The 23350-nt window shown below is 72.7% G+C and carries 18 protein-coding genes; 7 read left to right on the top strand and 11 right to left on the bottom strand.

Annotated features, from left to right (window positions below; genetic code table 11):
- Positions 1-3 precede the first annotated feature (3 nt).
- The 4 genes from ACFW1A_RS01195 to ACFW1A_RS01180 are packed head-to-tail and all read right to left on the bottom strand — an operon-like array spanning position 4 to position 4838.
- On the bottom strand, positions 4-1032 hold the full coding sequence (locus ACFW1A_RS01195) for a polyprenyl synthetase family protein (protein ID WP_380401984.1): 1029 nt from the start codon (positions 1030-1032) through the stop codon (positions 4-6).
- A complete protein-coding gene (locus tag ACFW1A_RS01190) occupies positions 1029-2060 on the bottom strand; it encodes a terpene cyclase (protein ID WP_380401980.1) in 1032 nt (343 codons plus the stop codon). Before ACFW1A_RS01190 ends, ACFW1A_RS01195 begins: the two co-directional genes overlap by 4 nt.
- 32 nt (positions 2061-2092) lie before the next feature.
- Positions 2093-3496 (bottom strand): cytochrome P450, encoded by a 1404-nt coding sequence (locus ACFW1A_RS01185; RefSeq protein ID WP_380401977.1) that lies wholly within the window; start codon positions 3494-3496, stop codon positions 2093-2095.
- Positions 3497-3515: 19 nt separating this feature from the next.
- Positions 3516-4838 (bottom strand): cytochrome P450, encoded by a 1323-nt coding sequence (locus tag ACFW1A_RS01180; RefSeq protein ID WP_380401974.1) that lies wholly within the window; start codon positions 4836-4838, stop codon positions 3516-3518.
- Between the two features lie 383 nt (positions 4839-5221).
- Between ACFW1A_RS01180 and ACFW1A_RS01175 the strand changes: the two genes are divergently transcribed.
- From ACFW1A_RS01175 to ACFW1A_RS01150, 6 genes are all read left to right on the top strand, one after another.
- Complete coding sequence (locus ACFW1A_RS01175; protein ID WP_380401971.1) at positions 5222-6859, top strand: TIGR02677 family protein; 1638 nt, start codon at positions 5222-5224, stop codon at positions 6857-6859.
- Complete coding sequence (locus tag ACFW1A_RS01170) at positions 6859-8256, top strand: TIGR02678 family protein (protein ID WP_380401968.1); 1398 nt, start codon at positions 6859-6861, stop codon at positions 8254-8256. Before ACFW1A_RS01175 ends, ACFW1A_RS01170 begins: the two co-directional genes overlap by 1 nt.
- Complete coding sequence (locus ACFW1A_RS01165; RefSeq protein WP_380401965.1) at positions 8253-12470, top strand: TIGR02680 family protein; 4218 nt, start codon at positions 8253-8255, stop codon at positions 12468-12470. Before ACFW1A_RS01170 ends, ACFW1A_RS01165 begins: the two co-directional genes overlap by 4 nt.
- Positions 12467-13741 carry a TIGR02679 family protein gene (locus ACFW1A_RS01160; RefSeq protein WP_380401962.1) on the top strand — a complete coding sequence of 425 codons (1275 nt, stop codon included), beginning with the start codon at positions 12467-12469 and terminating at the stop codon, positions 13739-13741. The genes ACFW1A_RS01165 and ACFW1A_RS01160 overlap by 4 nt, the downstream gene beginning before the upstream one ends.
- Positions 13742-13970: 229 nt before the next feature.
- Positions 13971-14432 carry a hypothetical protein gene (locus ACFW1A_RS01155; RefSeq protein WP_380401959.1) on the top strand — a complete coding sequence of 154 codons (462 nt, stop codon included), beginning with the start codon at positions 13971-13973 and terminating at the stop codon, positions 14430-14432.
- 140 nt (positions 14433-14572) lie between these two features.
- Complete coding sequence (locus ACFW1A_RS01150) at positions 14573-15049, top strand: hypothetical protein (protein ID WP_380401956.1); 477 nt, start codon at positions 14573-14575, stop codon at positions 15047-15049.
- A 230-nt stretch (positions 15050-15279) separates the two neighbouring features.
- Here the strand turns inward: ACFW1A_RS01150 and ACFW1A_RS01145 are convergent, their stop codons facing one another.
- The 7 genes from ACFW1A_RS01145 to ACFW1A_RS01115 are packed head-to-tail and all read right to left on the bottom strand — an operon-like array spanning position 15280 to position 21631.
- Positions 15280-16206, bottom strand: a complete 927-nt coding sequence (locus tag ACFW1A_RS01145; protein ID WP_380401953.1) for a hypothetical protein — start codon at positions 16204-16206, stop codon at positions 15280-15282.
- The gene (locus ACFW1A_RS01140; protein WP_380401950.1) at positions 16203-17747 is read right to left on the bottom strand and encodes a condensation domain-containing protein; all 1545 of its coding nucleotides are present in this window, start codon (positions 17745-17747) and stop codon (positions 16203-16205) included. Before ACFW1A_RS01140 ends, ACFW1A_RS01145 begins: the two co-directional genes overlap by 4 nt.
- A complete protein-coding gene (locus ACFW1A_RS01135; RefSeq protein ID WP_380401948.1) occupies positions 17744-18004 on the bottom strand; it encodes an acyl carrier protein in 261 nt (86 codons plus the stop codon). Before ACFW1A_RS01135 ends, ACFW1A_RS01140 begins: the two co-directional genes overlap by 4 nt.
- A complete protein-coding gene (locus tag ACFW1A_RS01130; RefSeq protein WP_380401945.1) occupies positions 17991-18722 on the bottom strand; it encodes a sulfotransferase family protein in 732 nt (243 codons plus the stop codon). The genes ACFW1A_RS01135 and ACFW1A_RS01130 overlap by 14 nt, the downstream gene beginning before the upstream one ends.
- On the bottom strand, positions 18719-19549 hold the full coding sequence (locus ACFW1A_RS01125) for an NADAR family protein (RefSeq protein ID WP_380401942.1): 831 nt from the start codon (positions 19547-19549) through the stop codon (positions 18719-18721). Before ACFW1A_RS01125 ends, ACFW1A_RS01130 begins: the two co-directional genes overlap by 4 nt.
- On the bottom strand, positions 19539-20255 hold the full coding sequence (locus ACFW1A_RS01120) for a phytanoyl-CoA dioxygenase family protein (protein WP_380401939.1): 717 nt from the start codon (positions 20253-20255) through the stop codon (positions 19539-19541). The genes ACFW1A_RS01125 and ACFW1A_RS01120 overlap by 11 nt, the downstream gene beginning before the upstream one ends.
- Before the next feature lie 17 nt (positions 20256-20272).
- Positions 20273-21631 carry a pyridoxal phosphate-dependent aminotransferase gene (locus tag ACFW1A_RS01115; RefSeq protein WP_380401936.1) on the bottom strand — a complete coding sequence of 453 codons (1359 nt, stop codon included), beginning with the start codon at positions 21629-21631 and terminating at the stop codon, positions 20273-20275.
- 501 nt (positions 21632-22132) lie between these two features.
- Between ACFW1A_RS01115 and ACFW1A_RS01110 the strand changes: the two genes are divergently transcribed.
- On the top strand, positions 22133-23323 hold the full coding sequence (locus ACFW1A_RS01110) for a hypothetical protein (RefSeq protein ID WP_380401933.1): 1191 nt from the start codon (positions 22133-22135) through the stop codon (positions 23321-23323).
- The last annotated feature ends 27 nt before the right edge of the window (positions 23324-23350 follow it).

The following is a 23350-nucleotide window of genomic DNA, read 5'->3' as shown; positions in this document are numbered from 1 at the left end:
CGCTCAGAGCTCGCGCCCGGCGATCAGGTCCGCGATCGCCAGCAGGTCCGGATCGGCCGCGGCCCCGGTGGTGGCCGCGGCCAGGCAGTCCAGCGCCCGGCGCCGCTGCCGCACCACCTCCGCCCGGGCCCAGGCCCGTCCGCCGGCCCGCTCGATCAGCGAGGCGGCTTCGACGACCTCGGCGTCCGGCAGCGCCCCCGCCCGGTGGTAGAGCTCGGCCAGCCGGTCCGCGGCCGGGCCCTCGGCGGCGAGCGCGGCCACCACGGGCAGCGACTTCTTGCGCAGCCGCAGGTCGGCGCCGACCGCCTTGCCGGTGGTCCGGCTGTCCCCCCAGATGCCGAGCAGGTCGTCGACCAACTGGAACGCCAGGCCCAGGTGGTGCCCGAAGGCACGCAGCGCGTCCACCTGCTCCGGTGCGGCGCCCGCGGCGAGCGCACCGACCGCGCAGGCGCAGGCGAGCAGCGAGGCGGTCTTGCCCGCCGCCATCTGCAGGCACTCCTCCAGCTCGACGTCCGACCTGGCCTCGAAGGCCAGGTCGCAGCCCTGACCGGCCACCAGGTCGACCAGTGTGCGGGAGACCTCCCGCACGGCCTGCGGACGGTACTGGGCGCTCAGCGTGCCGAGCGCCAGCACCAGCATCGCGTCGCCCGCCAGGATGGCCTGCGAGGTGCCGAAGGCCGACCAGACGGTGGCCCGGCCGCGGCGCAGCACGTCGCCGTCCATCACGTCGTCGTGCACCACGGTGAAGTTGTGCACCAGCTCGACGGCCGAGGCGGTGGCCACCGCGGCCCCGGCGTCGGCGCCGACCGCCCGAGCGGCACCCAGCACCAGTGCCCCGCGCACGCCCTTGCCCCAGTCGGCCCGGGCCGGCCGGCCCTGTTCGTCCCACCAGCCGAAGTGGTAGCCGACCACGGTCCGGATCGGCTCGGCCAGCCGGTCGACCGCCTTGCGCAGCTCCGGGTCGATCGACTCGCGTGCCTCGTGCAGCAGGTGCCAGGCGCGGCCGAGGTCGGTGCCGGTCGTGAGGGTCATCGGCCGGCCTTCACCAGCTCGGCCTCCAGGTACTCCTGCGGCCGCGCCCGGTCGACCTGCCCGGCGGGGTGGTAGCGCTTGGTCCGCCTGGACCAGTCCAGGTTCCCCCGCATCCAGCTGCGCATGCCCGCGAGGTACGGGACCAAGACCTCGGCCGCGTCCGGGTGGGCGCGCAGCAGTACCTGCTCGTCGGCCAGGAAGAGCTCGGTCTCGGCCGAGACGGCGGTGCAGACCTTGGCCATCGCCGCCGACGGGTCGATCCCGCCGTGGTGCTGGACGATGTACACCAGGTTGTGCACCTCGCCCAGGCTGCGCTCCTTCTCCAGCGAGTAGACGTCGTTGGTCCAGCAGACCACGTTGCAGGCCGCGTTCAGCGCAGCGGTGAACTCCGCGCTGCTGTACACCCGTTCGGGGACGTCGAGGCCCTCGACGATGTCGATGAGGTCCATGCAGACGTAGATCGCGCCGGTGTGCCGGCGCTTCACCACATAGGTCTCCGCGTCCGGGACGATGCCCCGGATCCGGTTCCCGGCCTCCCAGACGGCAGCCGTGCGCAGGCACTCCTCCAGGTGCCGGACGAACCGGCGGCGCCACTGCACGGTGGCGCCGGGTGCGGTGCGCCGCCACAGGTCGGCCAGGGAGGAGACCGCGGTCGGCAGCTGCGGGTCCACGGCGGCGGCCGCGCCGTGGTCGGGGCTCTCCAGGACCGCCCGCATCCCCTGGACCACCTCCCGGGCCTGCTCCAGGCTCTGTCCGACCGCCCCGTCGTCCAACTGGTCGTCGACCAGGAAGAGCCAGGCGAACCAGTCGGCCATCAGCTCCAGGTGCCGGGCGCCGGCGGTCGGGTAGACCACCGCCGCGAACCAGCCGAAGTCGGCCCGCTCGAACCGCTCGCGCGAGGACTCGCGCTGGACCAGGCCGATCCGCCGGGTCCACTCGGCCAACTGCGAACGCGCCCGTTCGACGTGCGGATTGACCTGGTACGGGAAGGGGTTGAGGATCTCGGGTACAGCGATCGCGGCGCTCATCTCGGACTCCTTCTTGTCAGCGTTCGGCCGGCTCAGCGGTGTTCCAGCTGCAGGTGCACACCACCCTTGGGGTGCAGGGTGATCAGCGCCTCGGGGAGCACCTCGGGCGCGCCGGCCGGCATCACCAGGCGGTGGCTGCGCGCCACCGTGGCCAGGACCAGGACCAGCTCGCTCATCGCGAAGTGCTTTCCGATGCAGACCCGGTGGCCGCTGCCGAACGGCACGTAGGCGTGCTTGGGCCGCTTGGCGGCCTCCTCGGGACTGAACCGCTCCGGGTCGAACCGCTCCGGCTCGTGCCAGAACTCCGGGTGGCGGTGCAGGAAGTAGCTGTTGACCAGGACGTTGCTGCCGGCCGGCATCCGGTAGCCGCCGATCTCGTCCTCCACGACCGCCCGGCGCATGAACTGGTAGGCCGGGGAGTAGATCCGCAGCGCCTCCTCGACCACCATCCGGGTGTAGGCCAGCTTCGGCAGGTCCTCGAAGGTCGGGACCCGCCCGCCGAGCACCTGGTCGAGCTCGGCGTGCAGCCGCTCCTCGATCTCCGGGTGCCGGGCCAGCAGGTAGAAGGTCCAGGAGAGGGTGTTGGTGGTGGTCTCGTAGGCGCCGATGCAGATGTTGAGGACCTCGTGGTGCAGTTGCTCCAGGTCCATCCCCTTGCCGTCCTCCTCGTCCACCGAGTGCAGCAGCAGGCTGAGCAGGTCGACGTCCTGGCCGGGCGGGGTGCCGCCGCTCAGCCGCTCGCGGATGAACCCGGACACGAAGCTGTCCATGTCGTCGATGGCCCGGCGCAGCCTGCGGTGGCTCGGCGTCGGCACGCTCAACGGCGGGAACGGGAACCGGAAGAAGGCGCCGAGGACGCTGTTGGCCACGCCGAAGGCCCGCTCGAAGGCCTGCGCCACCTCGCCCACCTCGGCGCTGAACAGCGAGCGGTTGACGATCCGCAGGGCCAACTGGCCGATCTCGTCGGTGACGTCGATCGTCGCGCCCTCGGGGTAGTCGCGTTCCCAGCGCTGAAGCATCAGGACCGATTCGTCGGTCATGTTCCGGGTGAAGCTGCCGACCGCCCTGGGCGTGAAGTGCGGTGCCATCATCCGCCGTTGGCGGCGCCACAGGGCCATGTCCGGATTGGCGATCAGGCCGTTGCGCAGTACCGGGCGGACCACCTTGAAGATGGCCGCGTTCTTGTCGTACTGCTCGCCCTTGTCGACCAGGATCTGCCGGATGTAGTCGGGGTGGTTGACCATCACCATCGGCAGGCCCAGCGGGCGGAACCGGAAGATGTCGCCGTGCCGGGCCAGTCCGCCGGCCAGGAAGGCGAGTTGGTCGCGCTTGAACGCCAGCGTGCCGCCGATGCCGTCGCGCGGCCGGACCAGCGGGATCTCCTTGAGCGGTGCGGCCGTGCGGCCGCCTTGCGGGCGGGACAGGGTCTCGGACACGGTAGCCCTCCTCGGATCGTCAGCGGCGCTGCAGCCGCAGGTGGATGCCGCCCTTGGGGTGCAGCGTCAGCAGCGGGGCGAAACCCACGTCGGGCTGGCCGGCGGGCCTGCTGACCGTGAAGGCCTGCGCGAGCATGGCGGTGATCAGGTGGAACTCGATCAGGGCGAAGTGCTTGCCGATGCAGTGGCGGGGCCCGCTGCCGAACGGCTGGTACACGTTGCGGGGCCGCCGGGCCACTTCCTCGGGGGTGAACCGGTCGGGGTCGAAGCGGGTCGGGTCGGGCCAGAACTCGCGGTGGCGGTGGAACAGCAGCATGTTGAGGTAGATGCTGACGCCCTTGGGGATCCGGTAGCCGCCGATCACGTCCTCGTCGACCGAGTTGCGCATGGTGTGCCAGGCCGGGGTGCGCAGCCGCAGCGTCTCGTCGATCACCATCCTGGTGTAGGTCAGCTCCGATAGGTCGGCGAAGGTCGGCACCCGCCCGTCCAGGACGCGGTCCACCTCCTCCTGGACCCGCCGCTGGACGTCCGGGTGGGTGGCCAGCTCGTAGCAGATCCAGGCCATCGCGTTCGCCGAGGTCTCGTACCCGGCGATGATCATGGTCAGGACCTCGTTGGCGAGCTGATCGAGGCTCAGACCGGCCCCGCTGTCCGGGTCCAGGGCGCCGGCCAGCATCGCGAACAGGTCGAGCCGCTCGGTGGGCTCGTCCAGCCGGGTGCGGATCAGGTAGCTCACGAACTCGTCCAGCCGGGCGATCCCGGCGCGCAGCCGGTTCCGTGACGGGGTGCGCCAGTTCAGCGGCGGGAACGGGAAGCGGACGTACTGCCCGGCGAGGTCGTTCACCTCCAGGAAGTCCCGTTCGAAGCGCTCGGTGCGCTCACCGGGATCGAAGCCGCACAGCGAGCTCAGGACGATCCGCAGCGTCAGCTTGGACACCGCCTCGGAGACGTCGACCACCTCGTCGGGGCCGACCGTCGAGCGCCAGCGGTCCATCAGCCCGGTGGTCAGGTCGGTCATGCCCTCGGCGAAGGTCGCCACGCTGCCCCGGGTGAAGGCGGGCGCCATGATGCGCCGGCGGGTGCGCCACGGCTCGCCGCCCGGGTTGCCGATCAGCCCGTCGCGCAGGATGGCCCGGGTGGTCCGGTCCAGGAACCCGTTCTTGTCGTAGCGCTCGTGGTGGTCGACCAGGACGTGGTGGATGTACTCGGGCCGGTTGACCATCACCATCGGCAGACCCGCCAGGCGCATCCGGAAGATGTCCCCGTGCTCGCGCAGCGCCTGCTGCAGGAAGCCGATCTGGTCCTTCCTCATCGCGCGCATCCCGGCGAGGTTCTCGCGCACGCTCAGCGCTGGAAGGGGCCGCACCGGGCTGGTTGGTGTAGGAGGTTCCAAGACGGCCGACGCACGTGACACGTGAGCTCCTCGAAGCCGGTACTCCTGCTGCCGGTCGGTCAGCCCACGAAGCGTCGCATGCGCACCGCACCGCACTCCGGCGGCCGCGGGGCTGCCCGGGCAACTGTCCGACGTGGCAGCGGAAGCTGCGGCAAGTCGTGCGAGCGGTACCTGCGACTCCGGATCCGGGCGGGTCGGCACACGAGGCCCCATGAGCGCCGGGCGCACGCCGAGGGCGCGGACGGACCCGGCCTCGCTGCCGGGGCTCCGAGCCGATCGGACTTTCCGGAATCGGGACAGGCAGGTCAGCGGCGTCTCGTAGGCTCGGCGGCATGGATCCTGCCGTCCCCCACCGTGCGAATGACCCCGGCGGCCATGCCCCACCCTCCGGGGACGGCACGTGGCAGCGGCTCGGCGGGTACTCCTACCTGAGCGCCCCCGAGCGCCTGGAGTACGTGGCCGTGATGCGGGTGTTCTGTTCGACCCTGCTCGCCGACCTCGCGGTGCCGGACGTGGTGGCCAAGCTGGCGAAGGGCGGGGCCTGGCACGGGCCCGTCGACGCCGACACGGTCACGGCGCGGCTGGAGCAGCTGGTGAGGTGGGGGAACCTGCTGCGCAGCAGTCATACGGTGAAGGCCACCAGCATTGCCGAGTACCAGCGCTCGCGGGCCCGGTACCAACTCTCCAAACCGGGCGAGCAGATCCAGCGGGACGCGGAGCAGGTGCTGGCCGGTGCGGAGGCGGCCCGGGAGGTCAGCAGCGAGTTGCTGGCACTGGTGGACCGCGGGCTGCGCGAGCTGGCGGCGGCCGTCGGCGCACCCGGCGGCCCCGATCCGCAGCAGTCGCTGGAGCGGATCAGCACCTTGTTCGTGCAGTTCGCGGAGTTCGCCGAGTCGGTGCGGGACTTCTACGCCTACCTCGGCCAGGTGCTGGCCCGGTACGACCTGGACGGTGCCGAGTACCAGGGCTTCAAGGAACTGCTGCTCGACTACGTCGAAGCGATCACCGACGAGGTGGCGTACCGGTCACCGCGGATCGCCGTCACGCTGGCGGGACTCTGGCCCGAGCTGCCAGGACTGCTGGAGTTGATCGGAACGCACGCCACCGGACTGGGCGCACTGGCCGCAGGGCTGCCCGAGACCCGGGTGCAGCGCAGCCGCGGGCGCGAGTTGGCGGACTGGGAGGGCCTGCGCGGCTGGTTCGTGGACGTCGACGGCCGGGGCAGCCAGGTGGACCAGTTGCGGGACGCGACGCTGCGCGCCCTGCAGTCCCTGCTCGCCAACGCCAAGCGGATGCTGCGGTCGGCGGCGGGGGAGATGTCCCGCCGCCGGGACCTGCTCCGGCTCGCGGCCTGGTTCGACGCGGCCGACCCCGAGGAGGCGCACGATCTCGCGGTCGCGGCGTTCGGACTCTACGGCGCCCGGCACCTGGGTGTCGCGCCGGATCCCGACGGCACGGTGCCCGCCTACGTCAGCTGGTGGAGCGGTCCGGCGGTCGAGGTGCCGGTGGCGTTGCGCGAGCGGGGCAGCCGGGCGCAACGGGGCCGTACCGCCGCGGTCGAGGACCACACCGAACAGAAGGCCAGACTGCTGGCCCGGGCCCAGCAGCACCAACTGGCCCGTCGGGCAGCCGCCGACGAACTCCGCAGTGCTTCGGGGAAGTTCGGCCAGGTGCGGTTGAGCAGTGCCGCCCTGGCCCTGGTGCTGGAGCTGCTGACCGGCGCACTCGGCAACTCCCGGCTGCAGTGGCCGCAGGACGGGCCGGGCCCGCACGGGTTCGCCCTGGAGGACGCCCGGGCCGGCGACGCGGAGCTCGACCTGCGGCTGACAGTGCGGCGGACGGCCGGGACGAGGACCGTCCTGCGCTCGGTGGACGGCGACCTGGCGCTGGACGGGCTGGAGATCGCGGTCAGCGCCTTCGACTCCGTGCTGCCCCGGGCCGAGGCCGAGGTCGAGGAGGCGAGCGCGTAGTGGCGATCCCCTCCTCGCACGACGTCGCGCTCGCGGCCGAGCGTCGGGCCGCCGCCCGGCTCCTGCTGCGGCACCCCCTGGTCACCGCCGACGGGCCGCACGCCGACAGCTTTCCGCTGATCCGGCGTCATGCCGACTGGCTGGGGCAGCGGTTCCAGCAGGTGCTCGGCTACCGGCTGCTCGTGGAGGCGTCCTACGCGCGGCTGTTCAAGGCCGGTCTGGGCCCGGGCGCCGGCCACCGCCTGGAGCGGTCGACCGGCACGCCGTTCACCCCGCGCACCTACGCGTACCTGGCCCTGGCGCTGTCCGTCCTGGTGACGGCGCCCGAGCAGGTGCTGCTCTCCCAGCTGGTCTCCGACCTCCGCGCGGCCGCGGCCGACGCGGGCGTGCGGATCGAGGACGCCGCCCGAGCGGTGGAGAAGCGCACGATGGCGGCCGCGCTGCGCCAACTCGTCAGCTGGGGCGCGCTGGTCGAGACGGAGGGAAGCGTCGGGTCGGTCGCCGCCGAGGCGGAGGGCGAGGCCCTGCTGACCGTCAACCGTGAGATCGCCCGCGCGATCGTGTCCGGCCCGCTGACCCAGAGCCGGGACGGCACGGACCTGGTGGTGCGGTCCGCCGACCCCGGGTTCGGCGGACCGCGCACCTACGTCCGCCGCCGACTTGTCGAGACCCCGGCCGTCTACCTGGACGAACTCACCGACGCCGAGCGCGAGTGGTTGCGCGCCCGGCAGCGGCGCGAGGCCCAGGCGTTCGCCGAACTGCTCGGCCTGGAGGCGGAGATCCGGGCCGAAGGCATCGCCATGATCGACCCGGAGGACGAGTTGACCGACCTCCACCTCCCGGGCACGGGCACGGTCGCGCAGGCCGCGCTGCTGCTGGTCGACCGCCTGGTGCGCCGGCTGCGCCCCGCGGAGGCGGGTCACCCGGCGGTCGGCGGCCGCCTCACCATCGGTGTGCCGATACCGCCCGGGCTGGTCGGCGAGCTCCTCGACGAGCTGATCGAGCAATACGGACGGCGCGCCAACTGGCAGCACGCCTACCTGGAGAGCCCGGCCGCCCTGCGCACCGACGTGCTGGAACTGCTCGGCCGGATGCGCCTGGTCGCCCCGGCCGGGCCGCTGCGAGCCGGTGGTCACGGCGTGCCGGCGCAGTACGGGGCCACCGCGAGCGACGGCCGGGCCGTCACCGACGTGTCGGCGGCGCGGCCCGCCGTCGCCGGGGAGTGGGTGCTGCTCGCAGCGGCCGCGAGGTACGCCACGACCGTCTCGGTCAAGCGGTCCGAACAGCGGGCACCCCGGGGCGACGCAGCACCGGACGCACCACTCGATGCAGCACCGGACGCACCACTCGACGCACGGCCCGCCCCACGATCCGACGCACCAGGAGATGCCCAGTGACCCCCCGAGCGGCCGACCAGCCCCTGCCGCACGCGGCCCCGCACCGCTACCGACTCGAGCGCGCCGGGATCCTCAACGTCTGGCAGTACGACCACCAGGAGTTCGCGTTCGGCGAGGGCCGGCTGCTGCTGCGGGGGAAGAACGGTGCCGGGAAGTCCAAGGCGCTGGAGATGCTGCTGCCCTACCTGCTCGACGCCGACGCCAGGGCCCTGGACGCGACCGGGACCGGCCGCACCACCCTGGCCTGGCTGATGCTCGACGGGTTCGAGCAGACCAACCGGCTCGGCTACCTGTGGGTCGAGTTCCGCCGCACGGACGAGGACGGGGCCGAGCAGCACCTGACCGTCGGCGCCGCCGTGCGCGCGTCGAAGTCCACCAACGCCGCCACCCCCTTCTTCTTCACGACCGGCCTGCGGGTGGGGCAGGACCTCCACCTGGTCGAGGCCGGACAGCCGCTGCCACTCGACCGCCTGCGCGCCGCCGTCGGCGCCGAGAACGTGGTGGACCGGCCGGTCGAGCACCGCGCCAGGGTGGCCCGCGAGCTCTTCGGGCTGACCGACCTCGCGCGCTACCGCAACCTCACCCAACTGCTGCACCGCCTGCGTCGCCCGACCATCGGTGACCGGATCGAGTCGGGCGGCCTGGTCACCGTGCTCGGCGAGACCCTGCCCGCGCTCGACGAGGAGGTGATCGACAAGGTCGCCCGCAACCTCGACGACCTCGACAGCGTCCGCAGCGACCTGGCGAGACTGGAACGGACCGACGAGGCGCTCGGCCGCTTCCTGGGCAGCTACCGGGGCTACCTCCAGGGGGCGCTGCGGCACCGCAGCGGCCGGGTCGCCACGGAGCTGGGCACGCTCGCCGAGCGGCGACTGGCGGCCGGCGAGGCCGCTCGGCGGGTCGCCACACTGCGCGACCGGGCGACGCAAGCCCGAGAGCGGCACGACGAGTTGGCAGGAGCCCGCGACACCGCCGATGCCGATCTGCGCACCCTGCAGGCCAGCGCCCGCTACCGCAGCCTGCAGGAGCTCGGCGAGCGGCGCCGCACCGTCGAGGCGGTGCGCGAGACGGCCGCGGCCACCTGGTCGGCGCTGCGACTGGCCCACAACGCGCAGCAGGCGGCCGGTGTGACGCTCACCCGGGGAGCGGGCCGGACGGCGGGGGAGCTGCGCGAGCTGGGCGCCGCGCACCGCGAACTCTGCGAGCTGGCCGAGCGGGCGGACCTGGCGGTCGCGCACCTGGGTGACCCGGTCGCGGGACCGGTGTCGGTCCTCGCGCCCGCGGCCGAGCAGGAGGTCCCGGACCCGGACGGTGGTACGGAACTGCTCCGCAGTGAGCGCGTGACGGCCCTCGACACCGGTGCGGTGAACTCCGCCCTGCACGGGTGGCGCGATCAACTCGCGGCCGCCGAACCGGTGATCAAGAGCAGGATCCGCACCGCCGGCGAACTCGCGGAGCTGCTGGGGGAGTGGCAGAAGGCCGAGGCGAGGGCGCGGGAGGCCGACACCCAGTACGAGGGGTTGGCAGCGCAGCAGCAGAACGCGGCCGCGCGGGTGACGGAGTGCGCGGCGGCCGTCATCACGGCGGGGGACCACTACGCGGCCGATGTCGGCACCTGGACCGGAAAGCTGGAAGAGCTGTCCGGCACCTCGGCCGCCGACGTACGCGCCGTGCTGTCCAGGGACCTGGCCCCGGAAGCCCCCTTCGAGGAGCGGGCGCTGCCCGTGGCGGTCTCGGACGAGGTCGATGCCACCGCCCACGAGGTCCTGCGGACCTACCGGGCGGCGCTGGCGCAGCGCCGTGAGCGGGCCGCTCTGCTGGCCGCCGGTCTTGCCGACAGCCTGGACGGGCTGCGCGAGGAGCGGACCGGCTGGGAACGGAGCGTCGACCCGGAGCCCCCGACGCCGCCGTTCCGGGAGGCTCCCCGCCGACCGGGCACCGGGGCCCCGCTGTACCGGCTCGTCGACTTCGCGCCCGGCCTCACCGCGGTCGAGCAGGCGGGCCTCGAAGCGGCGCTCGAGGCGTCCGGGCTGCTGGATGCCTGGGTCTGCGCGAACGGCGCGCTGCTGGACCCGTACACCAGGGACACCCTGCTCAGCGCCCCCGGGGCGCCCGGCGGCGCGAGCCTGGCCGACGTGTTGCGCGCGACGCCCGCCGCCGGGAGCGGCGTGACGGTCGAGCAGGTGGTCGGGATCCTCGCAGCCGTTGCCCTGGCGCCGGTCGGCGCTCCCCTCGCCGCGACCACGGGCGCTGCGGTGAGCGTCGACGGGCGCTGGCGGCTCGGGATCGCCGTGGGAGCCCACGCCAAAGCGCTGGCGGAGTACGTCGGCACCGAGGCCAGGGCCGAGACCCGGCGGCGGCGGATCGCCGAACTCGGGGCCCGCATGGCGCAGGTCGAGCGCGACAGGGGGGTGGCCGACACCCGTGCCCGGGAGCTCACGGAGCATCAGTCGAACCTCGACGAGCTGCTGCGACGCGCGCCCAGCAGCCGCGGGCTCTCCGGGGCCTGGGCCCGCCTGACGGAGGCCGAGCGGCTCGCGGCCGATCTCGGGCAGGCAGCCGGGGCGGCAGCGCACGCCGCTCAACAGGCGCGCGCCCGTGGCGTCGAGGCCCGACGCCGGGCGGAAGCCACCGCGACCGCCCACAGCCTGCCGGCCGATCCGCAGTCGCTGGTCACCGTGCGTACCGCCTTGACCGGCCTGGCGGAGGGTACCGACCGGCTGCGCCGCCGCATCGGCCCCTGCACGGACGGACTGACCGCGCACCGGAAGGAACTCCTCAGCTACCAGCAGGCCCGGACCGCCCGGGAGGACGTCGCCCTCGCCTATGCCCGACGGACCAACGATCTCGCCGCAGCCCGCCACGAGATCCGGACGCTGGAGGGTGCGGTCGGGGCCGCCGAGCAGCAGATCCTCGCCGAGGAGGACGCCCTGGTGCGACGCCTGGCGGACATCGGCGCCGAACTCCCCAAGGCGCAGCGCGACGCCCAGCGCCTGCGCGACGACGTGGTGCGGGCCGAGCAGGACGAGCAGACCAGGCACGAGGAACTCACGAGGCAGGAAGAGGAGGTGATCCGCTGCGGACGGGCCCTGCGGACCGCCTTGGCGACCCCCGACATCGTGCGCGGGGCGGCGCTGGCCGAGCACGCCGAAGCGCTGTCCGTCCCCGATCCCGTGCACGAGCCCGCCAGGGCGCGACTGAGGGCGCTGCAGCTGCTGGTCGACGCGGTACACCGCCGGCTCGACCCCGAACGGCGCGACGTCTCCGACACCACCCTGCTCAACCGGTTCAACGAGCTGCGCGACCAACTCGCCGGCGGGTACGACGCGGGCCTGGAGGAGCCCGACGGCATCAAGGTCTGCCGCTTGGTCGACGACACCGGGTCGCACGACGTGGCGCTCGTCGGCGACCGGATCGCCACCCAGGCCGCGGATGCGCGGGCCCGGCTCACGGACCGCGAGCGCGAGGTCTTCCAGCGCTTCCTGACGGGGGAGTTGGGGGACCATCTGGCGGCCCAGATCCTCGCTGCGGGCTCGCTGGTCGACGCCCTCAACGGCACCCTCCGATCGGTCCGCACCTCGCACGGCCTCGGCGTCGAGCTCGACTGGCGGCTGACCGACACGGTGGACGCGGACGTCCGGGCCGCCGTCGAGCTGCTCCGCAGCCCGTCCGGGCTCCGGACCCGCGAGCAGTCCGAGCAGTTGAGGGAGGTGCTGCAACGGCGCATCGAGGACGCGCGGCGGGCCGACCCGGCGGTCGGGTACGCCGCGCACCTGCGGACCGCGCTCGACTACCGACAGTGGTTCGCCTTCCAGCCCTGGGTGTTGGACGACGCGGGTGCGACGAGGCGGCGGAAGTTCACCGGCCGCACCGGACTCAGCCAGGGCGAGCAGCGGGTGCTCTCCTACCTCGCGCTCTTCGCCGCCGCCGCTGCGCAGTTCACCACGCTGGCCGAGAGCGCCCCGCAGGCGCCCCGGCTGATCCTGCTGGACGACGCGTTCGCCAAGGTCGACGAGCCGACGCACGGGCGGCTCGGCCGCATCCTGGTCGAACTGGACCTCGACTTCGTGCTCACCAGTGAACGCCTGATGGGCAATTGGCCCGATGTGCCGGCCCTCCAGATCTACGAGTGCCTGCGCGACCCGCACGTGCGCGGCGTCGCGACCCTGCACTACACCTGGAACGGGCGCAACCGGCGCCTGGTGAGTGTGTGACCCTCCCGCCGCAGGCCCGCGCGTTCCTGGCGCAGCCGGCCCTCGGCCGGGTGTGGTCGGCGGCGCGCCGACGGTTGGAGGGCAATGGTGTGCAGGCACGGGGCAGTGTCCGGTTGGACGGGCTCGACGCGGTCGAGCGCGAGGCCGTCTCACTGCTGATGGGCCGTCGGATCGGCAGCAGCAGCGCCGTGATCCGGCTCGACGAACTGGATGCCCGACTTCGCACCACGGCGGCGGGTTGCGGCCTGGCCGATGCCCTGGAGCACCTCGGCCCGCCCCTGACGGACCGGCGCGGCGACCGGGACAGTGGCCGACGGGCGCGGGCCGCCGTCTGGGCGGCGGCCGAGCAGGACGTTGCCGGATCCCCACTCGCCGATCAGGACTGGGTGTCCGACTGGCTCGACGACCTGCGCCGCAGTGGCGCGGTCGGGCGGCTGTCGCCCCTGGACGCGGCCGAGGTGCTGCGTCAGGCGGTCCAGGCCCTCACCGCGCTGCACCCGGTGCGGGACGAACGGGTGCAGCCGATCGGTCGTGGCGACCTCGCCACCCGGGTGACCGGCACCGCCCACGGGCTGGACGACGACACGGCGCTGTCGCGCGTCGTCCTTCGCGGGCTCGCCCGTGCCCTGGGCACTGATCCGCCGGAGCTCGCACCCGCGCGCCGCGCGCTGTGGCGCGCCGCCGGTGTGGTCCCTGACGAGGTGTCGAGCACGGTCCTCACCTACGGCCTGCGACCGGTCGGACCGGGGTGGCGGGAGCGAGCCCTGCGGGAGCGGTCTGAGTGGCACGCCGAGACCCACCTGACGCTCCGTGAGCTGCGCGCGCTCGACCTCGTGCTGCCCCACGGCACCGTCGTGCACGTGTGCGAGAACCCCCGGGTGGTCGAAGCCGCGGCCGACGCGCGGTGCGCCGCTGCGCTGGTCTGCACCTCGGGGAGCGCCGCCACCGTCGTGCTCGACCTGCTCGACACCCTCACCGCAGCCGGTCACCAGCTCCGCTACCACGGCGACTTCGACTGGCCGGGGATCGCGCTCGGCAACCGGATCGTCCGCCGCCACGGGGCGCTGCCCTGGCGGATGTCCGCCGCCGACTACGAGGAACTCGCCACCCGGGCAGGGATGCTGGGCATCCCGGCGGTCCCGCTGACGGGTCCGGCGGTCGAGGCGGACTGGGACGCGGAGCTGGCCCCGGCCATGGCGAGCCTCGACCGGGCGCTGCACGAGGAGTCGGCGCTGGAGTGGCTGGTCGCGGACCTGCGGCCCACCCGGTAACACAGCGGGGGGGGGAGCCGGGGCCTTCGCCGTCCCGGCAGAGGACTCTTCGGTGGGGAATCGGAAGAAGCTTGACCGGGTGAATGCAGAACTCACCCGAAGGCTGCCAATTTCGGCCGCGGAGAGCCTTCGTGGACCAAATATCGGCCTTGGCGGCCGCGATCACTGTCCCTAGGCTCTCTCCAACTCGCCTCCCTGAGTGCCACCTTCCCCCACGAAAGAGGCCTCCGTGCGCCGTGCCCTGACTGCATTTGCCGCATTCGCCCTCGCAACAGCCGGAGTCGTCGTCGCCGCCCCCACCGCCAGTGCCGGCGGCTACGGGTGCACCGGCAACCTGGTCGGCAGCTTCTCCGACAAGCACAACGGCACCGTCTGGGGCACGCTGTACGTGTACTACGACTCCTCGACCGGCGACAACTGCGCGGTGAACGTAGCGAATTCCGCGGGGTACTACGGGACGTCGACGATCAAGAACGTCGTGATCAGCGAGTGCTCGCAGACCTCCCCCGGCCCCGTGTGCGACGAGATCGGGACCCCGCAGGAGGACAACAAGAACTACTACGACTACGCCGGGCCGGTCAGGGTGCACGCGCCGGGCCACTGCATCTACGCGGCCGGCGACCTGTTCGACCCCGGAGTCACCACCTATGCCGAGGTGCAGACCAGCCCCCAGGCCGCCTTCTGCGGCTGACCGGTCCGCAGTCTCGCCGTGGCCGCGCTGCTGCGCCGATGTGCACGCTGGTTGGCATGCGAGTTGTCGGCCGCCATGCGCCCATGAGTTTCTTCCGTACCCGCGAAGACAATCCACCGTACGAACACAAAGGAGTTCCCGTGCGTCGTGCTCTTTCCGCGCTGGCTGCTGCGGCTCTCGCCGCTGCCGGGCTCGTGGCCGCCGCTCCCATGGCGAGCGCCAGCGGCTACGGCTGCAGCGGCAACCTGATCGGCAGCTTCTCCGACATCGAGCGCAACTCCGGTGCCACCTGGGGCACGCTGTACGTCTACTACGACTCGTCCACCGGCGACAACTGCGCGGTCAACGTGGCCAACTCGGCCGGCTACTACGGCACGCTGACCTACAAGGACGTCACGCTCAAAGAGTGCGCCGAGACCTCGCCCTCCGTCAGCTGTCACCCGACCAGCACCGTGGCCGACCCGACGACTCCCTACACGCGCTACTACGACTACGCCGGGCCCGTCCGGCTCCACGCGCCGGGGCACTGCATCTACGCGGACGGCACCCTGTCCAACCCCGCCAACAACTACCTCGCCGTGGCCGTGGTCAACCCGCAGGCGACCTTCTGCGGCTGACGAGGCGTCAGTCCGGCCTGCGGCGCACCAGCGGCCGGCCACCCCAGTTCCGGACCGGGTCGCACGGCGACCCGGTCCGGGACGGTACCTTTCTGCGGCCCGCAGCCGGGTAACCGGTCCACCGGGGCCCCGGGCTCAGCCCGCGTCGCCCGGAGCATGTGACGGCGCGCCCGCAAGGGTGAAGACCGGTACCGGATCGGCGCGCCGGGCGGGGAGGTCGTACGGCACCGTCACCGGTGCGGGGTGTCCGTTCGGACGTATTCGAGGGCTGCGCAGGACCACGAGCGGGGGCTGGTGCCGAGGAGGAGGATGCGGGCGCCGGGGTGGAGGTGGGGGGACGACTGTGCGTCGGCCAGGCCGAGGAGGAGGTCGCCGGCGGAGCAGTGGCCGAGGTCGGCGACGAGCGGGGAGTGAACGGTGGTGAAGTCCACTCCGGCAGCGGTGGCGTAGAGGCGGCGGACGGATTCGCCGTAGTGGCCGGTGATCATCAGGTCGAAGTCGGCGGCGCCCACGGAGGGGGCGTCCGTCAGGGCGGTGACGGTGGCGGAGACGCCCCTGAGGACGGCGCGCATGGTGCTGAGCGGGCTGCCCCCGGTGGGGAGGTCGGCGCGGATCGACTCGCTGGTGGCGAGGAGGCGGAAGCCGCGGCGGGGCGGGGTCGCGGAGACCAGGCAGGCGGCGGCTCCGTCGCTGTTGACGGTCTGGCCGTCCGCCATGAACCGGGTGGCGTGCTCGCGTTTGTTGGTGGTGGCGAGGAGGACCACGGCGGACGGGTCGGCGAGGACGGCGTTCCGGGCGATGCGCAGGGCGGGCGGGATGTTCCCGCAGGCGTTTCCGGCCAGGGCGACGGTAGGGAGGGCGGGGCGGCCGAGTTCCTGGAGGAAGTCCCACACGTCGTAGCAGAACGAACCCTGCGCGGGGGATTCGGCGCAGTAGACGGCGGTGGACGGAGCACCCGGGCCGTCGGCCAGGGAACGGGCGGCTGCCCGGGCGGCCAGGCGGAAGGGCTGCTGGCCGCTGACCCGGCAGTGGCGCAGGCCCTCGGCCTGCAGGCGGTCGAGTTCCCGGGTCACCACCGCGTCGCCCAGGTCTTCGAGGGCGACCTTGTCCCCCAACTCGGCTGCCAGGGAGGAGAGATAGACGGGCACCGCGTTCACGTGCGCTCCCTCGTGCTGGCGGGCGGGAGGAGGAGCGCGGTGGCTTCGGCGATCGGTACGTGGCGGCGGGCGGCCTCGACCAGGAGGCGCTCGATGCCGAACAGGCCGGCCCGTGCGGCGGATGCGGGGACGTGGGCGGTATCGATGAGCAGCAGCAGGTGGCACTCCTCGGGATGGTGTGCGAGGTGGGCGAAGAACGTGGCGTCATGCCGTTCGAGGGTGGCAACCGTTTCGACGGTGGTGCGGCTCCGGAACGCGTCCCACTCCTCGGCCCGGACTTCGGTCGGCAGGTCGGTGAAGTCCGCCTCCATCCGGGCGTCGTTGAAGTAGGCGTCGATGCCCGAGGGCACCCCACGGGCCGCCGAGACCTCGGCGACGACCGCGTCGATCTCGACCGGGTCGTAGTGGCCGTGGCAGTACGCCGCCAGGGCGCGCCGGTACGTGGTCCGCAGCGTCGAGGTGAAGTCGGCAGCAGGATCGACGTGGTGGACGAACAGGCCGTTCTGCGCCATCGCCGCGGCCAGGCCCCGCGAACGCTCGTCGTGGCGGTTGCCGACGATCAGTTGGAGCGGGACGCTGTCCCGCTCGGTCAGGGCGGCGAGCAGCAGCGCCACTGCGGTCAGCAGCACCGTGGACGTGGAGGTGCGGGAACGCCGGGCCAGGAGGCCCGCTGCCACGGCCGCCGCCCGGGACTCGATCCGCAGCCGGTGGAAGCGCGGCCCGTCCGCCGGCACCCGGGGCATCCGCGGCGGGTCGGCGAACACCGGACCCGGCACCGCGCTCAGCGCTTGCCGCCAGTGCTGCACCGCGAGGGCGCTGCGTGCGGCCCCGACCTCGGAACGCTCGAACGCGGCCTGGTCGAGGGCGGTCCACTGCGGTGGCGGTGCGGCGGCCGGGGCCGCCGGATCCCGGTGCAGGTGCAGGTGCAGGTCGGTGTCCGGTGTGGAGTGAACGGCGCTGCGAAGTTCGGTGTGCAGGTCGGCGAAGACCCTTCGGGCGCCCCAGCCGTCGACGGCCACGTGCGAGAGCGTCAGGGCCAGCCGGGTGACCCGGTCGTCCTCGACCACGGCGGCGACCCTGATGGGCCAGTCGGTGGTGAGGTCGAAGGGGGTGGCGGCCATCTCCTTGGAAACGGCTTCCGCGAGTGGGCCGGTGGGCTCGCCGGCGTCCGGGCGGACGATGCGCACGGGGAGGACCCCGTCGGGTACGGCCTCCTGGTAGGGGCCGTCCGGCGAGCTGCCGAACCGGGTGCGCAGGGCGGGGACGCGTTCCACCACGGCGGCGATCGCGGCGAGGCAGCGGTCGAGCGGCACCGGGGGGTCGACGGTGAGCACGGACGGCATGTTCAGCACGTGGCTGTCGGCGCCGAACCAGATGTGCGGCCGCCAGATGGCCAGTTGCCCCCAGGTCATCGGCGCCCGGCCCGAAGGGTGCGGGCCGGCCGCGACCCGGACGGGCTCGACCGGGCCGGCCGCGACCCGGACGGGCTCGACCGGGCCGACCGTGACCGGGACGGCCGGGTGCGGCAGGGGCCCGGTCACGGTCGGGTCCCGGGCGTCGCGACGGCGCGGAGCACGCTGCCGAAGGACTCTTCGTCGAGTAGGTCGATGAGGCGGACGAGGTCGACCGGTCCGGCGAACTTCCCCTCCAGGCCGGCGTGGAGTCTGATCACGGCGAGTGAGGTGCCGCCCGCGTCGAAGAAGTTCTCCTCGTCCGGGACGGGAGTACCGGGAGCGCGGCCGAGGGCCTCGCACCACAGGCGTTCCAGGGCGGCGCGGGTGTCGTCAGCGGTGGTCATCGTTCGTCTCCTCCCAGACGGTGGCGGGGTAGCCCAGGCACTGGAGCATCGGCTCCATGAACGGGTGGCTGCGCAGCTGTTCGCGGACTCTGTCCCGGCGTTCGGGCGAGCGCTGCCAGCGTCCGACCTGCCGGTCGGACAGCGGTCGGACGCCGCCCAGGGCGGAGACCGCCTGCTCGGACAGGTCGGCCGGGACGGCCTGCGGGAATGAGCTGAACGGCAGGCGCACCGTCAGGCCCAGCAGGTTCGCCAACTGCCCCTGGACGGCGTCACCCTGACGGACGAGGTCCTCGTAGCGGAGCTGGACGAGGCGCAGGTGCCGGCCGCGGAGGGCTGCGACCGCGCGCACGTCGCGGTCCCAGCGCGCGAAGTCGCAGTAGAAGCCGGGCCACGGGGGCAGCACGCTGGTCACCACGTCGCGCGGGTCGCGGACGATGTCGACGATCCAGGTGTCGGGGAAGTCGGCCAGGTCGGCACCGAAGTGGTCGGCGCAGTGCGGGGTGCGTTTGGCGACCGTCCAGCCCGGGGTGGTCGCGCCGAGCAGGTCGCCCAAGCAGTGTTCGCCGTCCCGGACGTGCACGTCCTCGAAGGTCCGGAAGAGGTTGAGCAGCAGTGTCGTTCCGGACCGCGCCGAGCCGAAGACCAGGACACGCAGGCCGGCTCCGGGAACGGCGGGGGGCGGTGGGACGCAACGGACGGGGAGGCCGGGGCCGATCACCGGAGTGCCTCCGATGCCCACAGCAGCGGAGAGTTCAGCGGGTCGTGGACGCCGCGGACTTCCGGGTCGGGTGCCGCCGCGGACGCTGTGCCGTCGTCCGGGCCCGTCCGGTGGAGCTCGCCGAGGTCGCAGGCGAGGACCCGGTGGCCGGTGGTGGCGGCAGCCGCGGGGTGGGCCTGCAGCAGCCGCAGGGCGGCGGTCAGCAGCGGTTCCCGGGTGCGGCGCGGGACGGCCGCGACACCGCCGGCGAACAGCACCCAGGGGCGGCGGGCGGCGGGCTCCGGGAGCAGGCGTCGGCAGTCCTCGGCCGCGCGATGCAGGGCGTGGATCCGGTCGCGGAGCTCCATGAGGAGCAGGCCGTTGGTGTTGCGCCCGGTGCCGTCGGCACCGGCGCCCCAGAAGAAGTCCCGGCGAGTGTCCTCGACCAGCGGACGGCTACCGGTTGCTGCCAACTTCACTGCCAGGGAGGGGTACTGGGTGAACTTGGCGGTCACCGCGCGGCGCATGACGTCGACCCGGGCCTCGGCCCAGTCGGGGCGCAGCGGGACGTCCCGGCTGCGGCCGAGCCGGGCGGCGAGGCTGGGGGAGGATGCCCGGCGGATGGTCCCGGCGTGCTCGGTGTCGGTGAACTTGGCGGCCTGGAAGTAGTGTTCGGCGGTCGGCCAGAGGTGTCCGTCGAGCAGGATCGGATAGCGCGCGAAGTTGGTGAAGGCCCCGTACTCGTCCGTCAGTCGGTGGAAGGTCACCGGGGCGGACGCTCGGCGGACGGCCGGGCCGGAAGCCGACCCGGAACCGTCGGCGCGCTCGGTGCGGTGCTCAACCGACATGGGGCGCCTGCTCACTGGTGAGGGCCTGGTAGCGCAGCGTGAGCGCCCGGCGAGGGCGGTCGCTGTGGTTCGGGCCGGAGGCGTGCAGCAGGTGGGGGTGGAAGGCGAGGGCCTGACCGGGGTCCATCGGGACAGGGCGGGCTTGTTCGGTCTGCCAGTGGGTGTCGGTCACGCGGGCCTCGCCGCCGAGGTGGCCGACCGCGCCGGCCCGGTTGCTGCCCGGGATGACCTCCAGGCAGCCGTTCTCGACGGTGCACGGGTCGAGGGCGATCCACAGGGTGACGTAGTCGTCGGCGGGTCCGGTGAGGTAGGGGGCGTCCTGGTGCGGCGGCTTGGGGGAGCCGACCTTGGGCGCCTTGTACCAGACGATGGAGTGCACCAGACGGTGCTCGCGTCCGCCGAGCAGTTCGGTCACCAGGGCGGTGGCGGCGGGCTTGCGGGACACCTCCGCCACCAGGTCGGAGTGCCGGACGGCGTTCGACACCTTGCGCAGCACGCCGGGGTACGACCCGGCGCCGCCGTCCTGGCCGTGGTAGCCGCCGCCGCGCGCCTCCAGGTTGAAGTCGCCGGAGCTGTGCGTCATCGGGGCGGCGAGGTGCCGGAACCGGTCCGCCTCGGCCAGCAGCCCGGCCACCTCGGCCGGGTCGAGGGCGTCGAGGAGGAGGTAGCCGTCCTGCGCGTACCGGTTCGATCGGCTGTCGGTCATGGTCTTCCTCACCGTGCCTAGAGGTCCCAGAGGTCGAACTGCGAGACGATCTCTCGCAGTTGCGCGGCCAGTCCGGTCGGCGGCGTCATCCGGTAGTGCACGCCGATCGCGGCCAGCCGCTCGAAGAAGTGCTCCACCACGTCCACGTCCTGCATGATGATCATGCGCATCCAGTCCGCCGACCCGGCGTTGAAGGAGCGTGAGGTGGACAGCTTGACGCCGGCCTCCCTGGCCAGCAGGAAGTCGAAGGTGTCGACTCCGGTCAGCTCGCCCTCCGCGGTCGAGTCGAACCCGGCCGGCGGGCGGAGCAGGAACTTGTAGCCGGCCTGCGGGGGGAGGAGGGCGTCCTCGGGCCAGCCGAGGTCGCGCCAGCCCTGGACGGCCGCGGTCAGGGCAGCCGAGATGCGGTCCTGCACGTCCTCGCGGATGCCGTCGTCGGTGGAGGCGCGCAGCGCCGCGGCGACCGCGTCCTGACAGAACTCCGGGATCATCACGCAGAATTCGGAGTTGTGGATCCGCAGGTCGTTGATGACCGAGGGGTTCCCGGCCATCAGGCCCACCCGCAGGCCGGGGAGGCCGAGCTCCTTGCTGACGGACAGCACCGTGACGGCGACGTCCATGGCACCGGGGATCTCCAGGATGTTCACCGACCGCTCGCCGCGGTGCACGGTGTACCAGCTGTCGTGGTCGTGCAGCACCAGCACGCCGTGCCGCCTTGCCAGCGCGACGAGTTCGGTGAGGTACTCGCGGCCCAGCACCGTTCCGGTGGGGTTGGTCGGCGAGTTGATGTACAGGCAACGGACGTCGTGGCCGCCGATCCGCTCCAGGATGGCGTCCAACTCGGCGAGCACGGGCCGGAAGTGCTGGTCCATCGGCACCCGGACGACCTCGGCGCCGTTGCCGACACCGATACTGGTCACGGTGCTCAGCGCGAGCTCCGGTACCAGCAGGTAGCGGCCGGCGTAGCTGCGGGTGATGGCGTCGAAGGCCTGGGAGGCGCCCGTGGTGACCATCACCTCGGCGTGCGGGTCCAGCGTCACCTCGAACTGGCGGTGCATGAACTGCCGGAACTCTTCGCGCAGTTCGGCGGTTCCGTAGGAGGACGGGTAGTGCCGGGCGGACTCCGCGCCGCGGCCGAGGGCGTCCATGGCGTCGAGGGTGGGCCGGAACTTGTCGTAGAACGGGTAGCCGTAGTCGGTGCCGAAGTCGAGAAACGCGGCTCCGCGCCGGGCGGCCTGGTCGGCGTACCAGCGCTTGAGCACCAGGTGGCGCTTCTCGATCAGGCCTGTCGCACGGCCGGCGACAACCCGGGTGTTCAAACCGCCGCCGAGCCGGGCGAGGGCGCCGTCCCGAGCGGAATCGTCCTCGCGGAACATATGTCAACTCCACCGTGTTCGCGGGTTCGTGTGGACTGCGGCCACCGGACGGCAGAGGAATGCCCGCCAATTCGGCAAAGGGCGTCGTCATGCTCGCCGATTCGTGGCCGGGGGCGCGTCGAATGCACCCGACAGAATGCCCGGATGATGGCCGGGCAGGTAAGCGAGAGGAATGCCGCAGCCCTTTCAGGCCGCAACACGGTGCAATGTTACACGACACTGGGGCGTCGATCTACGTGTCCGTTTGGTTCGCTTTTGATGGCTTTGAGGTGGGATTCTCCTGCGCAACTCGCGTAGAAAAAAGGACACTTGACATGCCGTCACCGGGCTGTCTGTAATATTGCACAGCATGTCGGGAGGCTGCGAACAATCTCGAATATGTCGCCGGAGTGGCGTTGTGCCCCACCTTTCGGCGATTCGGTCGGCCTGCTAGGAACAGCATTCACTTGTGGAAGAGGCGAGATGGGCACCGATCAACCAGTTCGGCTATCAACTGTCGTCATGGCTCACCCGCACCGGGACGAAGCGGCGAAGCGCCTGCAGAAGCAGTACCCGGAACTTGGCATCAGGATCGTCCATGACCCGGATCCGGACGGGCCGCCGGCCACCCTGCGAACGGCACGGCTGGCCTGGGGCGCCGTCGCGGCGGGCGCGACCCACCACCTGGTGCTCCAGGACGACGTGGAACTGTGCCAGGGCTTCGCCGAGGCGGTGCACCGCGCCGTCGTCGCCGGGCCGGTCGGGCCGCTCTCCTTCTTCGCCAACTGGGCATCCCGCTCCGGGCAGATGCTCCGGCTGGCCGCGCTCAGCGGCGCCGGCTGGGCCCCCGTCCTGGACGAGTACGTCCCCGCCCAGGCGTTGCTGCTGCCGGCCGGGCTGGCCGCCGAGTTCGCCCGGTACGCGCAGACGCTGCACTTCACCGTCCCCGACAACCAGGCGATGTCCGCCTTCCTGGCCGCCAAGCAGCTGAACACCTACGTGAGTTGCCCCAACCTGGTGGAGCACGCCGACGGTGCGGGCAGCCTGCTGTCGCACGACGTGATGTTCGGTGTGCGCAGCTCGGTGCTGTACCCGCGGGACGTGGACGTGGCGGCGGAGGCCTTCGACGGCGGGGTGGTCGCCTCCCGGTGCGTCCCGCACTTCGAGAGCCTCGCGGGCTACGCCGTGGTCTTCTTCCAGAGCGAACGCGACGGTGCGTCGGCCGGGAGCGTGGCGGCGCACGAGATCCTGCGCGACTGCGACATGTCCAACGCGGAGATCGTCGAGCAGTTCCGGGCCTGCCTGGGCGGGCAGCCGCAGGCCGAGCCGGCCGAGTCCGGCTTCGGCTACCCGTTCATCTTCCAGCTGTGGTTGACCGCGTTCCTGCTCGGCGTGGTGGCCGCGTGCGTGCTCGGCGACTCCGAGCGGGCGGCGAGCGACGGTGGGGCGGCCGGCGGCCACCCGCGCGACCGCTTTGCCCCGGACCCGGCGGTGCTCGAGCGCGGGCTGGAACGCCCGTGGGCGAGCGGGGCGTTGGCGACGCTGCCGGCCGGAACGCTGCGGCGGTTCCTGCCCGCCGAACAGCTCACGGTCGCCTCCGCGCGACTGCTGGGCCTGTGTACCGAGGCGTTGCGGGCGGGTTTCGCGGCCCCGGCCCGCTGGCCCGAACTGCTGACGTTCCCGGAGCGGTTGGCCCCCGCCCGACGCAGCTGAGGCAGCGGCCGACGGAAGCGGCGGTCA

This window comes from Kitasatospora sp. NPDC058965 (genome assembly GCF_042741245.1).
Taxonomy (GTDB): Bacteria; Actinomycetota; Actinomycetes; order Streptomycetales; family Streptomycetaceae; genus Kitasatospora.
Note: the sequence above shows the minus strand (reverse complement) of the source record. Positions and strands in the feature narration are given on the sequence as shown.